Genomic DNA, 13,796 nt, shown 5'->3' with positions numbered 1-13,796 from the left:
CCTTTCTACCGGCGCGGCTGGTCGGGGCGGTCGAGACGGGCTTCCGGCGGTACCTCGCCGAGCACCACGATGGCGGCGGTCAGGCCGCGACCCTCGTCGTTGCCGCCCGGGGAGCTGTACCAGTAGTAGCCGGGGCCGTCCAGGTTGAGCTTCGCCCGACCCTTCGAGTGGTTCAGCAGCCAGATGAACTTCTTGTCGCCGTTGCTCGGGAGCAGGCAGGCGTGCGTGTTCTTGTCGTCGTTGATGATCGTCAGCTCGACGTCGCCACCGTGCGGCAGCACGAGAATCGCCGGGTCCCAGCAGATCTCGTCCTCCCTGATCCGGATGGTCGCCTCCATCGTGCCGTCGGCCCGCTCGGTGGCCCGCAGGATGTTGCCGGTGCCCAGCACGCGGCCGATCGCTGCGCTGTTCTGCGCGTCCAAGCCGAGTTCACTCAGAAGGTCTTCACGCTCTTGGGTTGACGTCATTGGACCTCACCTCCTCGTTCGAATCCCGATTCCGGATCACTCACGCCACGCCGATGTGCTCGCGGAACGCGGACACGGTCGTCGCGACGGCGCGGGACGAAAATCAGCCGCCATCAGCGCGTCTCGGCTGGAGCAGCGTTCCCCGCCACAGGTTCTCAGCGGCCCGGTCAACGGAGGTTCCGAATGTGATCGCCAGGCCGGAGTGCTGTTCGATTCACCCTGTGATACTCATCAATTTTACGGTCCGCACAACGACTTCGGAAGAGTTGACCGCTAACCGGTTCGCGTGCACCGCTCGCCCGGAATCAACTACCGCCCAACGGAGTTGGGCCCCGGAAGGACCTCGGCGACCAGCGCTCACGAGCACCTTTCCGCAATCGGAGAAGGCAGTCCGGGGAATCGATTCACCGCCGAATTCCACTTGGTAGAAGACACCTTCGGGCGCGCTGATGATGCGTTCCACGGCGAATTTTCCCCGAATGCGCGCGGCGTCAGCGCATTTCCGGTCGACCGAGGTTCATGACCTTGTCCCAGGCCGATGCGAAATCGCGCGAGAACTGCTCCGGTTCGGCGGCGTAGAACTCCGCTGGAGCGCGCAATTCGGAGTGCGAACCGAAGACGAGATCGACCCGGCCGGCCGTCCACCGGAGTTCTCCGGTAGCGCGATCACGCCCTTCGAAGGTGGTGGCGATCCCGCGCGTGACCGACCTCGGTGCCCATTCGACGTTCATGTCGAGGAGGTTGGTGAAGAAGTCGTTCGTCAGCTCGCCCGGTCGTGCGGTGAGCACGCCCAGCGGCGTGCTGCCGTGATGGGCTCCGAGAGCGCGGAGTCCACCGACGAGGACCGTCATCTCGGGGGCGCTCAACCGCAGCTGGTTCGCGCGGTCGATCAGCAGGTGTTCGGCCGGCAGCTGCGGTGTCCGGCTGATGTAGTTGCGGAAGCCGTCCGCGGTGGGTTCGAGCGCGGCGAAGGAGTCGACGTCGGTCCACTCCTGGGTCGCGTCGGTGCGTCCGGGGGTGAAGGGCACCCGGAGGCCGTGAGCCGCGCGCTCGATCGCCGCGCAGCCGGCGAGGACGATGAGGTCGGCGAGCGAAATCCGCTTCCCCTCATCGCTTTCAGCGTTGAACTCCTCCTGGATGCCCTCCAGCGCGGCCAGCACGGGCCCGGTGGTGGCGGGGTCGTTGGCTTCCCAGTGGCGTTGGGGTGCGAGGCGGATGCGGGCTCCGTCGGCGCCGCCGCGCCTGTCGCTGTCGCGGTAGGTGGACGCGGAGGCCCAGGCGGTGAACACCAGCTGCGGGATCGGGATCCCGCTGGCCGCGATGCGGTTCTTGAGGTCGGTGATGTCGGTGTCGTCGACGAGGTCGTGGTCGACCTCGGGCAGCGGGTCCTGCCAGATCGTCCGCTCCGCGGGAACCAGCGGTCCGAGGTAGTTGTGCCGGGGTCCCATGTCGATGTGGGTGAGCTTGAACCACGCTCGCGCGAAGGTGTCGGCGAGCTCGTCGGGGCGGGCGAGGAACCGGCGGGCGATCGGGGCGTAGCCGGGGTCTTCCTGCAGCGCCAGGTCGGTGGTGAGCATCGTCGGCGCGTGCCGCTTCAACGGGTCGTGGGGGTCCGGGGCCGTGCCGTGCCCCTGTCTCTCGCTCGGCACCCACTGCCAGAGCCCGGCCGGGCTGAGCACGACGTCCCACTCGTAGGCGAAGAGGGTTTCCAGGAACGAGTTGTCCCACCGGGTCGGGGTGGGCGTCCAGATCCCCTCCAACCCCGTCGAGATCGTGTCCGGCCCCTTGCCGGTCCCGTAGCTGTTCCGCCAACCCAGGCCCTGTTCCTCCAAGCCCGCGCCCTCGGGTTCGGCCGCGAGGTGGTGCAGGTCGGCGGCGCCGTGGGTCTTGCCGAAGGTGTGCCCGCCGACGATGAGCGCGACGGTCTCCTCGTCGTTCATCCCCATCCGCCGGAACGACTCCCGGATCGCACGGCCCGCCGCGATCGGATCGGGCAGCGTCGAGGGCCCCTGCGGGTCGACGTAGATCAAGCCCATCTCGTCGGCGGCGAGGGGCTCCTGCAGATCCCGCACCCCGGTGTGGCGCTCGTCGGCGAGCCAGGCGCGTTCCGGGCCCCAGTAGACGTCGGCCTCGGATTCCCACACGTCCTCGCGGCCTCCGGCGAAACCCAGGGTCGTGAAGCCCATGGACTCCAGAGCGCGGTTGCCGGCGAAGACCATGAGGTCGGCCCAGGAGATGCTGCGGCCGTACTTCTGCTTGACCGGCCACAACAAGCGCCGGGCCTTGTCCAGGTTCCGGTTGTCCGGCCAGCTGTTGGTCGGCGCGAAGCGCTGCATCCCGGTGCTCGCGCCACCTCGGCCGTCGCCGATGCGGTACGTCCCCGCGCAATGCCACGCCATGCGCAGCACCAGCGGCCCGTAGTGCCCGAAATCGGCCGGCCACCAGTCCTGCGAGGTCGTCAGGACCTCGTCGATGTCGCGGGCCACCGCGTCGAGGTCGAGCTTCGCGAACTCGGCCGGGTAGTCGAAACCCGCGCCCAGCGGGTTCGCCGCCGGATGGTGCTTGGCCAGGATCCCCAGGTCCAGCCGACCCGGCCACCAGTCGCGGTTGTCACCACCCGCCGCCGGATGGTTCCGCGACCGCTCGACGCGCCGTCGCACGCTCTGGTCGTAGTTCCGCGTGACCGCCACCGCATCCGGGTTCTCCGGCATCGCGCACCTCCCTCCCAGGCGACCTCAGATGCCCAGCTCGCGCCGCACCGCCGGGGCGTTGCGCCGCGACACCGGCACCATCGCGTCCGCCTGGCCGTCCATCACCAGCGCCAGCTCGCCCTTGAAACCGCGCTCGACCTCCCGGACGCGGTCGAGGTTGACCACGTACTGGCGGTGCACGCGGAGGAATCCGCTGCCGCCGAGCTCCCGTTCGAGCTTGTCCAGCGCCGGCGTCGCCGCGCGCAGGCGGCCCTGGTCGGTGGACAGCCAGACGTCGTTGCCGTCCGACTCGGCGAAGGAGACCTCGGGCGGGCGCAGCAGCACCATCCGGTTCTCCCTGGTCGCGACGATCCGCGGCGCGTGGCACTGGCCGAGGGAACCTCCCCCGCTGTCCGCGCGCGGCAACTGCTCGCCCTCGGAGAGCCCGAACGACACGAGGTTGCCGACCAGGTGCCCGGACAGGAACACCGGCCGGAAGCTGATCGGTGTCGGATCGTCGGCGAGGTGCGTGAAGACCTGCGTGGAACCGACCCAGGACGGGTTGTGCGACGCCTGCTTGGCGGCGTACCGGGCGGCTTTGATCAGCTCCGGAAGCCTCGGGTTCCACCGCACCGCCGGGTCGGGCGCGGGCGTCGCGCTCGGCACGCCGAGCAGCACGCTCGCCTTGTCGTCGGCGATCACCACGCGACCGGCGGGATCCAGCGCGGCCACCGACGCGCCCGAACGAGAACGCGCGTGGTTGTAGGCCGCGACCAGCTCCGCTCCGGCGTCGCGGGCGCGGCGGCGGAGCATGAACTGCGTCCGGCTGGCGGCGTTGCTCAGCCACGCACCCGCGGCCTTCGGCAGCTCGCTGCGCCAGCACGAGATGTTGAGGACCGCGACCGGTTCCTTGGTCACCACGTCGCGCACCGCCACGCCCGCGCAGGTCCAGTCGTGGAAGGCCTGGCACCAGTGCTCGGCACCCCTGATCACCACGGGAGACGTCGTCTCCAGCGCGGTTCCCATGCCGTTGGTGCCGGTCGCGCACTCCGACCAGCAGTACCAGGGCGCCAGGTTGGCCTTGGCGGCGAAGGAGCGCGTGGCCTTGTCGCCCCACTCGGCCAGGACCCGGCCGGAGGCGTCGGCGACCGTCACGACGCCACCGATGTTGCTCACCTCGTCCACGACCGAGGCCGCGCGAAAACCCAGTTCGGCGAACACGACGTCGTGCTCCAGCGCGTGGTCGACGTCGGCCGTGGCGACCGGCGCCTCGGTCAGCGACGGGTCGACGCCGTACTGGTCCCGGCAGCGGTGCCAGGACAGCGCCACCTCCGGCCGCACGCCGCGGACGTCGTCCTCACCCCGCACGAAGCGCTCCCACGCTTCGTACACCGTGGCCTTGCGCGGTTTGCGGGCCGGGAGGTCGAGCCGGTGCATGTCTACCATCTGGGGACCGCCTTTGGTCTTCTCACCAACCCGGAACGCGTGCGGACGTGGGTACTCGCGCACCGGGACGAACCGCGTCGCGCGCGGACCGCCGGCTCGTGGGGAGCACGTCACGAATCCCGAGGCGAACGGGCTTTTGAGGGTCTCGCGCTCCGGCCTTCATGACCTCGGGCCGAAAGCTACGTCGTGCGAGTTTCGCGGGGCAAGCAGAACGCGACGACCGCTGGCGAACGGCGCACGAGCGGCGGCCCGGCGACAACCAGCGGTGGTCCGGGTCACCTCTCGACGAGCAGCGGGGGCTGCGGTGCCGGGTCCAGGACGAGGTCGCCGGTCGCTTCGAGCACCGACATCCACAGATCGCCGTCCGGATCGACCTGGTTGCGGTGGCTGATGATCAGCGGCATCGGCACGTGCACGAACCGCCGCCGCCAGCGCACCACCGCGGTCTCCGTGCGACCGGCCATGGCCGCGTGCACCGCGGCATGGGCCAGGCGCAGGCAGTAGACGCTGTCGTAGGCGTTGGCGGTCACGCTGCGGATGGCGTAGCTCGGGTCGATGTAGCGCACCGTCGGCGCCAGCCCGGCCGCCGTCAGGTGCGCGGTGATGGTCTCCCGGAGCAACCCGCCGATGTCGCCGAGCTTGGCGTTGCCGGAGGCGTCCGTGGCGCCGCCCTCCAGCAGGCCCCGCTCGGCGAGCAGGTCCTGACCCGCCCCTTCGGCGACGACGATGACCACGAAGCCCTTCGACCGCACGTGCCGCTCGACGCGGGCCAGCAGCCCGTCCTCGCCCTCCAGGGCGAAGGGGACCTCCGGGATGAGGACGATGTCCGCCGCGTTGCGGGCCAGCGAGGCGTAGCAGGCGATGAACCCGGAATGCCGGCCCATCAGCTTCACGATGCCGATCCCGTCCGGGCTGGCCGCGGCCTCGATGGAGACCGAGGAGATGAAGTTGGCCGCCTGCGCGAAAGCGCTCTGGAACCCGAAGGACTGGTCGGTGTAGGGCAGGTCGTTGTCGATCGTCTTGGGCACGCCGATGACCGCGATGTCCAGCCCGCGCGCCCGGATCGCCGCGGCCAGGTTCGTCGCGGCGTTCATGCCCCCGTCCCCGCCGATGACGAACAGGACGTTGATGCCGCGCAGCAGGAGGCTGTCGACCATCTCCTCCGGGTCCTGCGCGCCCCGCGAGCTGCCCAGGATGGTGCCGCCCGCGTTGTGGATGTCGCGCACGCGGTCCGGGGTCAGCTCGATGGTGTCGTCGCGGTGCCGGGCGGTCAGGCCGCGAAGCCCGTTGCGGAAGCCCACGATGCGCTTGACGTCGTACTGCACGGTCAGCTCCTGCACCAGGCCGCGGATGACGTCGTTGAGCCCGGGGCACAGCCCTCCGCAGGTGACGATGCCGGCGGTGACCCGCGCCGGGTCGAAGTAGATCTTGCGGCGCGGACCGGCGGCCTCGAAGCTCGGCAGTTCCTCGGGCGGGAGGCCGTGCTCGGCGAGCATCGACACGGTGTCCTCCAGCAGGACCCGGTCGCCCTCGGCCACGTAGTGCGGCGAGGTCCGCTTGGCGGCGAGCAGCGCGGACAGCGGCGAGTCGTGGCGGCATTCGCCGAGGTGGCGGACCCGCAGGTCGTCCAGGTGCAGCGTCATCGGATCCCACCCCTGTTCGGATGCGCGCCGGTGTGCGCGATGCGACGCACCTGGCCGTTGGAGATCAGCATGGACTCGGCGAGCACGGTGCCCTCGGACTCCCGGGGACGGCTCAGCAGCGACCCGCCGGTGACGCCGGTGGCGGCGAACAGCGCATCGCCGCCGACGAGCTCGTCGCAGGTGTAGACGCGGTCGACGTCCATGCCCGCCGCGCGGATGGCGGCCGCTTCCTCCTCGCGCTGCGGGGCGAGACGACCGAGCATGTCACCGCCCAGCGCCCGGACCGCGGCGGCCGTCATCACGCCCTCGGGCGTGCCACCGATGCCGAGCAGCAGGTCGGCATCGCCGGTCGGCAGCAGCACTTCGAGACTGCCCGCGACGTCGCCTTCGGCCGGGGTGTGCACGGACGCGCCGGCTCGCAGCAATCGGGCGATCAGCTCCTGGTGGCGCGGCTTGTCCATGACGACCACGCGCAGCCGGTGGACCGGCTTGCCGAGGGCGTGGGCGACGTTGGCCAGGGTGCGCTCGGGCGTGTCGGCGAGGTCGACGACGCCCCTCGCCCGCGGCGGCACCACGACCTTGTCCATGTAGAAGCCGGGGCCGGGCGACCAGAGCGTCCCTGGTTCGGCGAAGGCGATGGTGGCCATCGCACCCGGGTGGTTCTTGGCGCAGAACGAGGTGCCTTCGAGCGGGTCGACGGCGATGTCGAAGTCCGGGCCGCAGCCGTTGCCGACGGTCTCGCCGTTGTAGAGCATCGGAGCCTCGTCCTTCTCGCCTTCCCCGATGACGACCGTTCCCCGGCCGGGGGCGTCGGCGAGCACCTGGCGCATGGCCTCGGTGGCCGCTGCGTCGGCGGCGTTCTTGTCGTGCCGCCCCACCCAGGCGCGGCTGGCGATGGCCGCGCTGTGCGTGGCGGCCAGCGCGATCGCCTCCAGGGTGCGGACGTCGGTGCGGGTTCGCGGTGCGGTCCGGTGCATCTCGACTCCTCAGTTTCGGCTGGCCTGCCTGCGTTTCCGGCTCCGGTCACTCCAGATTCGCGTGCAGCCGCCACAGGTCGCGGGCCTGCACGCCGCTGGACCGCCACAGCGCGTGGAACAGCGCGTCGCTGAGCAGCAGGACCGACTGCTCGAACAGGCTTCCCGCGTACTGCTCCGACGCCTTGCCCTCGAAGTCCTGCTTGTCGGCGGCGGGGATGACCAGCACCTCGGTCGCGAGCGCGGCCAGCGGCGAGTCGGGCGCGGTGGTCAGCGCGATGACGTTCGCGCCTTGCGCGCGCGCGGTTTCGGCCGCCCGCACCACGCGGGAGGTGGTGCCGGAGCCGGATGCGGCGACCAGGACGTCACCGGCGCCGATCGCCGGTGCGGTCGTCTCCCCCACGACGTGCGCGGAGAGCCCGAGGTGCATGAAGCGCATCGCGGCCATCTGCAGGGCCAGTCCGCTGCGCCCGCCGCCGACGGTGAACACCGCCGTCGCGTTGAGCAGCATCGCTCCGGCGCGGGCCCAGGCCGCGGGCTGGACGTCCCGGCGCACGCGGTCCACCTCGCCGCTGATGGCCAGCGTCGCGTAGCTGAAGTGCGGCGGGTTGAGCCTGTCGCCGATGTTCTGGTCAGCGGTGTCCGTTCCGGTCATCTGAGCCACTCCCCACTGCGTTCGTCGAAGAACTCCAGGCACGCATCGGCGATCGTGAAATCGCGCGTTCCCATTCCTGGATTCCGCCCTCGTGGCGAATCCGCGGTTCCCGCGGTCGCATTTCCGGGACGCATTCTGCGGTTGTGAGACTGCACCGACGCCCGGACCCGGTCAACAGAGCGGTCACGAACAGCCATCCGGGCGGAACGAACGGCCCGGAAGCCCGCTCAAACGGCCGTTCTCGCTCGTCAGCGGACTGGAGATCACCATCGGCGCACTCCCGCGAATTGCCTTCCGGGAGGGCGTTCCGGCCGTTTGTTCCGCCGTGGCATCCGTTCGTTCCTCCGCCGTTGACCGGGTTGTGGAGATCGGTGCACTGTCACAAGCCGTTGCTCGTTTCCGAAATCGCGGAATCGCACGAAACCCTGAAATCCGCCGAGCACCACGAATTGAGGAGATTGCCGTGAAGCTGCAGGTAGCACTGGACGTCGCCACCCTCGAAGACGCGCTGACCCTCGCTCGCCAGGCCGCGGATCACGTGGACATCCTCGAGCTGGGAACGCCGCTGATCAAGGCCGAGGGGCTCGACGCGATCAAGGCGATCAAGGCCGCGCACCCGGACAAGCTCGTCTTCGCCGACATGAAGACCGCCGATGCCGGTGAGCTGGAGGCCGACCTCGCCTTCGCCGCGGGCGCCGACCTGGTCACCGTGATGGGCGCCGCCGACGACGACACCGTGCGCGGGGCCGTCGCCGCCGGCCGCAAGCACGGCAAGGACGTCGTCGCCGACATGATCACCGTGGTGACCGACCGGGTGGCCCGCATCCGCGAGGTGTCGAAGATGGGCGTGTCGTTCGTGGAGATCCACGCCGGGCTCGACGAGCAGGCCAAGCCCGGCTACACGATCCAGGCGCTGCTCGACGACGGGCGTCAGGCCGGGGTTCCGTTCTCCATCGCCGGTGGCATCACGGGTGAATCCATCGCGGCGGTGCAGGACGCCGGCGCGACCGTCGCGGTCGCCGGTGGCGCGATCCGCAGCGCCAAGGACCCGGCCGCGGCCGCGAAGAACCTCAAGAGCCTCATCCGCTGACCGCACCACGACCGCGGCACGGCCGGGAGTGCCCGAGCGCCCTCCCGGCCGGATGTCGCGGCAGGAGAAGGGGGAAGTGACATGGGGAGCTCCCACGGCGATGCGGACCTGCGCGAAGCGCAGCGCGCCCTGCTGCTGGACGCCGCGGCGGTGATGCGGCGGCGCCACGCGCGCGGCGGCGACGGCAGCACGTCCCCGAACGCGGCCGAAGCCCTGGCCAACGTCCTGGAGGGCGTCGCCAGGTCCGAACCGGCCCTCCACGAGATCGACCGGGACGAGGCGATCGCGCTGGCGCATCGCCTCGTCGACGACGACCATCCCGAGCTCTCCCGGATGTGGCCGGCCTGACATCCGCGGCAGCTCTCCGCCAACACCGAGCATCAGGAGTGCGCGTCCATGATCGCGAACCAGCCCACCGCCCAGCACCGGGTGAGCGACGAGCTCGACCGGTTGACCACCGCACACCTGCCCGACGACTGGACCGACCTGGACCGGCGCGCGATCGACACCGCGCGCGTGCTGGCCGCCGACGCCGTGGAGAACTGCGGCAGCGGGCACCCCGGCACCGCCATGAGCCTGGCTCCGGTCGCGCACGCGCTGTTCCAGCACGTCATGCGGCACGATCCGAACGACGCGAACTGGCTCGGGCGCGACCGCTTCGTGCTCTCGGCGGGGCATTCGAGCCTCACGCTGTACGTGCAGCTGTTCCTGTCGGGCTACGGTCTGGAGCTCGACGACCTCAAGGCGCTGCGCAAGTGGGGCTCGCTGACCCCGGGCCACCCGGAGCACGGCCACACCGCGGGTGTGGAGACCACGACCGGTCCGTTGGGCCAGGGACTGGCCAACGCGGTGGGCATGGCGATGGCCGCACGCCGCGAGCGCGGGCTGCTGGATCCCGATTCCGAGCCCGGTGACAGCGTTTTCGACCACCACGTCTACGTGATCGCCTCCGACGGCGACATCGAGGAGGGCGTGACCTCCGAGGCGTCCTCGCTGGCCGGCACGCAGCGGCTGGGCAACCTCACGGTCATCTACGACGCCAACGAGATCTCCATCGAGGACGACACGAGGATCGCGCTGTCCGAGGACACCGCCAAGCGCTACGAGTCCTACGGCTGGCACGTCGCCACCGTCGACGGCGGCGAGTGCGTCACCGGCATCCTCGACGCGCTGGCGGCCGCTCGCGCCGAGACCGAGCGGCCGAGCCTCGTCGTGCTGCGCACGGTCATCGGCTACCCGGCACCGACGAAGATGAACACCGGCAAGGCCCACGGCGCGGCGCTGGGCGCCGAGGAGCTGGCCGAGGTCAAGGCGCTGCTGGGCTTCGACCCCGAGCGGTCGTTCCAGGTCGACGACGAGGTGCTGGACCACACCCGCGCGGTCGCCGAGCGCGGCAGGGCCGCCCACGAGAAGTGGCAGATCGCCTTCGACGCGTGGGCCGCTGCGAACCCCCGGCGCAAGGCGCTGCTGGACCGGATGCTGGCCCGCGATCTGCCCTCCGGGTGGTCCGACGGGCTGCCCAGCTGGGAACCCGACGAGAAGGGCATCGCGACCCGCAAGGCGTCGGCGGAGGTGCTGGTGTCCCTGGCCGAAGCGCTTCCCGAGCTGTGGGGCGGTTCCGCCGACCTGGCGGAGAGCAACAACACGACGATGAAGGGCGCGGACTCGTTCGGCCCGGAGAGCATCTCCACCAGCACGTGGAACGCCCAGCCCTACGGGCGGACGCTGCACTTCGGCGTCCGCGAGCACGCGATGGGTTCGATCCTCAACGGCATCGCGCTGCACGGCGGAACACGGCCCTACGGCGGCACTTTCATGGTCTTCAGCGACTACATGCGCCCCGCGGTCCGGTTGGCGGCGTTGATGCGGCTGCCGGTGATCTACGTGTGGACCCACGACTCGATCGGGCTCGGCGAGGACGGTCCGACGCACCAGCCGGTCGAGCACCTGGCGAGCCTGCGCGCGATCCCCGGTCTGGCGGTCGTGCGCCCGGCCGACGCCAACGAGACCGCTGCGGCGTGGAAGACCGTGCTGGACGCCCCCGACGGCCCCGCCGGTCTGGCGCTGACCCGTCAGGGAGTGCCGACGCTTCAGGGCACGGACCCGCGCGGCGTCGCCCGCGGCGGTTACGTGCTCGCCGAGGCCTCGTCCGGCAGTCCCGAGGTGCTGCTGATCGCGACCGGGTCGGAGGTGCAGCTGGCGGTGGCGGCCAGGAAGTCCCTGGAGGCCGGGGGAATCCCGACGCGCGTGGTGTCGATGCCGTGCGTGGAGTGGTTCGACGCCCAGGACGACTCCTACCGCCGGTCCGTGCTGCCCCCATCGGTGCGGGCGAGGGTCGCGGTGGAGGCGGGCATCGCCCAGCCGTGGCACCGCTTCGTCGGCGACGCGGGCGAGATCGTCTCGCTGGAGCACTTCGGCGCCTCGGCCGACCACCAGCGGTTGTACGCCGAGTTCGGCATCACGGCCGAGGCGGTCACGACCGCGGCGCGGCGCTCGCTGAACGCGCTCCGGGCGGGCTGAGCCCGACGACGATCCGCCCGCTCCACCCGGCGTTCGCCGGCGGCCGGTTCAGCCGTCGGCGACTTCCTTGGCGTACTTCTCCGTCATGCGCTCCACGGCCGCCAGCTGCTGCTGGGCGTGATCGCTGCGGGTGTCGCGGGCGCGTTCCTTGGCGCGCACGGTCGACTCGTGGTGGCTGATGCCGTGTCCCTGGAAGTGCGGCAGGACGTCCTGCGCGATGAGTTCGTAGGAGCGCTTCGTGGCCTCGGGGTTGGCCCACTCGTGGGCCAGCAGGAGCATCGCGCCGAAGCCGCCGGACTGGTCGGCGAGGCGCTGCACCTGCGCGCGGGCGTCCTCCGGCGTGCCGATGGCGCCGATGCCTGCCTCGTTGATGAAGTCGATCATCTCGCGGATGTTCGAGCCGTCCACGGCCATCTGCGGGAACGCGGCCACCTTCTGGAAGTAGGTGAACCACTGCTCGATGCCGTGCTCGACGTCCTTGTACGCCTGCTCCCGGGTTTCAGCGATGTGCATGAGCCCGACCAGACGCCACCCGGAGCGATCCGGCGCGGGCTGCCCGAAGTGGGAGGCCCGCTCCTCCACCACGCTCCAGTGGTGCGCCAGCGCGTCGAAGCCCTCCTGGGTGAGCGTGGCGCCGATGGACAGCAGCCCGGCACCGTGGCGACCGGCCAGCCGCGGGCCGGTGGGCGAGGCGACGGCGGCCACGGCGACGTCGAAGCACGGCTCGGTGTAGGGCCGCAGCTGAAGCCGGGCGTCGACCAGCCTGTGCGTCGGGGTCTGCTCGGTGACGGTGTCTCCCGCCAGCAGCCGCATGATGATGTCGAAGTTGATGTCGAGCAGTTCGCGCGTGTCGGTCGGGTTGAGCCCGATCATCGCCGAGTCGGTGGGCAGCGAACCGGGGCCCACGCCGAGCATCGAACGACCCCTGGTCAGGTGGTCGAGCATGACCATCCGGTCGGCCACCCACAGCGGGTTGTGGTAGCTGACGGAGGTCACGCCGGTGCCGAACCTGATGTTGCGGGTGCGCTCGGCGGCGGCGGCGATGAAGATCTCCGGCGAGGCGATGATCTCGCTGCCCGCGGAGTGGTGCTCGCCGATCCACGCCTCGTCGAACCCGATGTCGTCGAGGTGCTCCATCAGCCGCAGGTCCCGCTGCATGGCCAGGGTCGGGTTCTGCCCGGCCGGGTGAAAGGGGGCGAGGAAAACCCCGAACCGCAACCTGCTCATGACCGTCTCCTTCGTCCGCGATCCACGCGAGTCAGTAACCCAGGTCACATCATCGGCTGATCCTTTGCAAGCCGGAGGCCGCCGCGAATCGAGATGCATTCCGAAACTCGTTCGAGCAGGTAACCTGCCCGGCATGGGTTCCTTCACCGAGGCGACGACCACGACGGAGCTCCGCGACGGGGTCTACGAGTCCACATTGGACGACGAGTGGTCGCTCGGGAAGAACCCGCACGGCGGGTACATGATGGCGCTGCTGACCAAGGCCGCGCTCACCACCGCCGGCCGCACCCACCCGCTCGCCGTCAGCACGCACTTCCTGCGCTCACCGGACGTCGGCGCGGTCGAGCTGCACACCGAAGCGGTCAAGCGCGGGCGGCTGTACACCACCGTGCACGCCCGCATGGTGCAGAACGGCAAGTCCTGCATCGAGGCCGCGGTCACGGCGGGCGAGATCTCCGACGCAGCCCACGAGTGGGAAGCCCACCAGCAGCCGCCGATCACACCGTTCGACGAGTGCGACGAGCACCGCACCCCGGCCGAGAACCTGCTCGGCCACATCGACGTGCGACTCGACCCGCACGCCACGGCGTTCCTGCGCGGCGAGACCTCCGGCGACGAGGTGCGCGGCTGGATGCAGCTCACCGACGGCACCGACTTCGACCCGCTGTCGCTGATCGTCGCGGTCGACCTGCTCCCACCCACGGTGTTCGGCCTGGGCCACGGAGGGTGGTGCCCGACCGTCGAGCTGACCTACCAGCTGCGCGGACTCCCCGCGCCCGGCCCGATCGCCGCCTACACCCGCTGCGGCGCGCTGAGCGCCGACGGCTGGTTCAACGAGGACGCGGCCGTCTACGACTCCCGAGGCCGCCTGGTCGCCCAGAGCCGCCAACTCGCGCTCTCGGGAAACGCCCTCAACCACCGCTGAACGACCTCGATCACACCCGAGGAGCCCGAATACTGCGGTATTCCGGGTCCCCGGCGCGCTACAGGTCGAGGAGGCGGCGCGCTTCTTCGCGCATCTCGACCTTGCGGACCTTGCCGGTCACCGTCATCGGGAACTCACCCACCACGTGCACGTAACGCG

Annotated in this window: 11 protein-coding genes; 4 read left to right on the top strand and 7 right to left on the bottom strand. The window is 70.6% G+C overall.

Going from position 1 to position 13,796, the window contains the following annotated elements; genetic code table 11:
* Window positions 1-5: 5 nt before the first annotated feature.
* The 6 genes from E1202_RS11035 to hxlB all read right to left on the bottom strand — a co-directional run bounded on the left by E1202_RS11035 (window position 6) and on the right by hxlB (window position 7,875).
* The gene (locus E1202_RS11035) at window positions 6-467 is read right to left on the bottom strand and encodes an MSMEG_3727 family PQQ-associated protein (protein WP_132625630.1); all 462 of its coding nucleotides are present in this window, start codon (window positions 465-467) and stop codon (window positions 6-8) included.
* A 491-nt stretch (window positions 468-958) separates the two neighbouring features.
* Window positions 959-3,178 carry a catalase/peroxidase HPI gene (katG, locus tag E1202_RS11030; RefSeq protein WP_132682696.1) on the bottom strand — a complete coding sequence of 740 codons (2,220 nt, stop codon included), beginning with the start codon at window positions 3,176-3,178 and terminating at the stop codon, window positions 959-961.
* Window positions 3,179-3,202: 24 nt separating this feature from the next.
* Window positions 3,203-4,603: a DNA-binding protein gene (locus tag E1202_RS11025; RefSeq protein WP_132682694.1), complete on the bottom strand. Its 1,401-nt coding sequence runs from the start codon at window positions 4,601-4,603 to the stop codon at window positions 3,203-3,205.
* Window positions 4,604-4,878: 275 nt separating this feature from the next.
* Window positions 4,879-6,246, bottom strand: a complete 1,368-nt coding sequence (locus E1202_RS11020) for an ATP-dependent 6-phosphofructokinase (RefSeq protein WP_132682692.1) — start codon at window positions 6,244-6,246, stop codon at window positions 4,879-4,881.
* Entirely contained in the window at window positions 6,243-7,223 is a 981-nt protein-coding gene (gene glpX / locus E1202_RS11015; RefSeq protein WP_132682691.1) for a class II fructose-bisphosphatase, read from the bottom strand. The genes E1202_RS11020 and glpX overlap by 4 nt, the downstream gene beginning before the upstream one ends.
* Window positions 7,224-7,269: 46 nt before the next feature.
* A complete protein-coding gene (hxlB, locus tag E1202_RS11010) occupies window positions 7,270-7,875 on the bottom strand; it encodes a 6-phospho-3-hexuloisomerase (RefSeq protein WP_132682689.1) in 606 nt (201 codons plus the stop codon).
* Between the two features lie 463 nt (window positions 7,876-8,338).
* Here hxlB and hxlA point away from each other — a divergent pair, with 463 nt between their 5' ends.
* The 3 genes from hxlA (at window position 8,339) to tkt (ending at window position 11,485) form a co-directional block, all read left to right on the top strand.
* Window positions 8,339-8,965, top strand: coding sequence for a 3-hexulose-6-phosphate synthase (gene hxlA, locus E1202_RS11005; protein ID WP_132682688.1), 627 nt, complete (start codon window positions 8,339-8,341; stop codon window positions 8,963-8,965).
* A gap of 81 nt (window positions 8,966-9,046) precedes the next feature.
* Window positions 9,047-9,313 (top strand): hypothetical protein, encoded by a 267-nt coding sequence (locus E1202_RS11000; protein ID WP_207918556.1) that lies wholly within the window; start codon window positions 9,047-9,049, stop codon window positions 9,311-9,313.
* Window positions 9,314-9,361: 48 nt separating this feature from the next.
* On the top strand, window positions 9,362-11,485 hold the full coding sequence (tkt, locus tag E1202_RS10995) for a transketolase (protein WP_207918555.1): 2,124 nt from the start codon (window positions 9,362-9,364) through the stop codon (window positions 11,483-11,485).
* 48 nt (window positions 11,486-11,533) lie between these two features.
* Here the strand turns inward: tkt and E1202_RS10990 are convergent, their stop codons facing one another.
* On the bottom strand, window positions 11,534-12,712 hold the full coding sequence (locus E1202_RS10990; RefSeq protein ID WP_132682686.1) for an LLM class flavin-dependent oxidoreductase: 1,179 nt from the start codon (window positions 12,710-12,712) through the stop codon (window positions 11,534-11,536).
* A 133-nt stretch (window positions 12,713-12,845) separates the two neighbouring features.
* Between E1202_RS10990 and E1202_RS10985 the strand changes: the two genes are divergently transcribed.
* Window positions 12,846-13,637: a thioesterase family protein gene (locus E1202_RS10985; RefSeq protein ID WP_165943823.1), complete on the top strand. Its 792-nt coding sequence runs from the start codon at window positions 12,846-12,848 to the stop codon at window positions 13,635-13,637.
* Window positions 13,638-13,796 lie beyond the last annotated feature (159 nt).

The organism is Saccharopolyspora karakumensis, from assembly GCF_004349225.1.
Taxonomy (GTDB): Bacteria; Actinomycetota; Actinomycetes; order Mycobacteriales; family Pseudonocardiaceae; genus Saccharopolyspora; species Saccharopolyspora endophytica.
The sequence above is the reverse complement of the archived record's forward strand: the minus strand, read 5'-3'. Positions and strand labels throughout refer to the sequence as shown.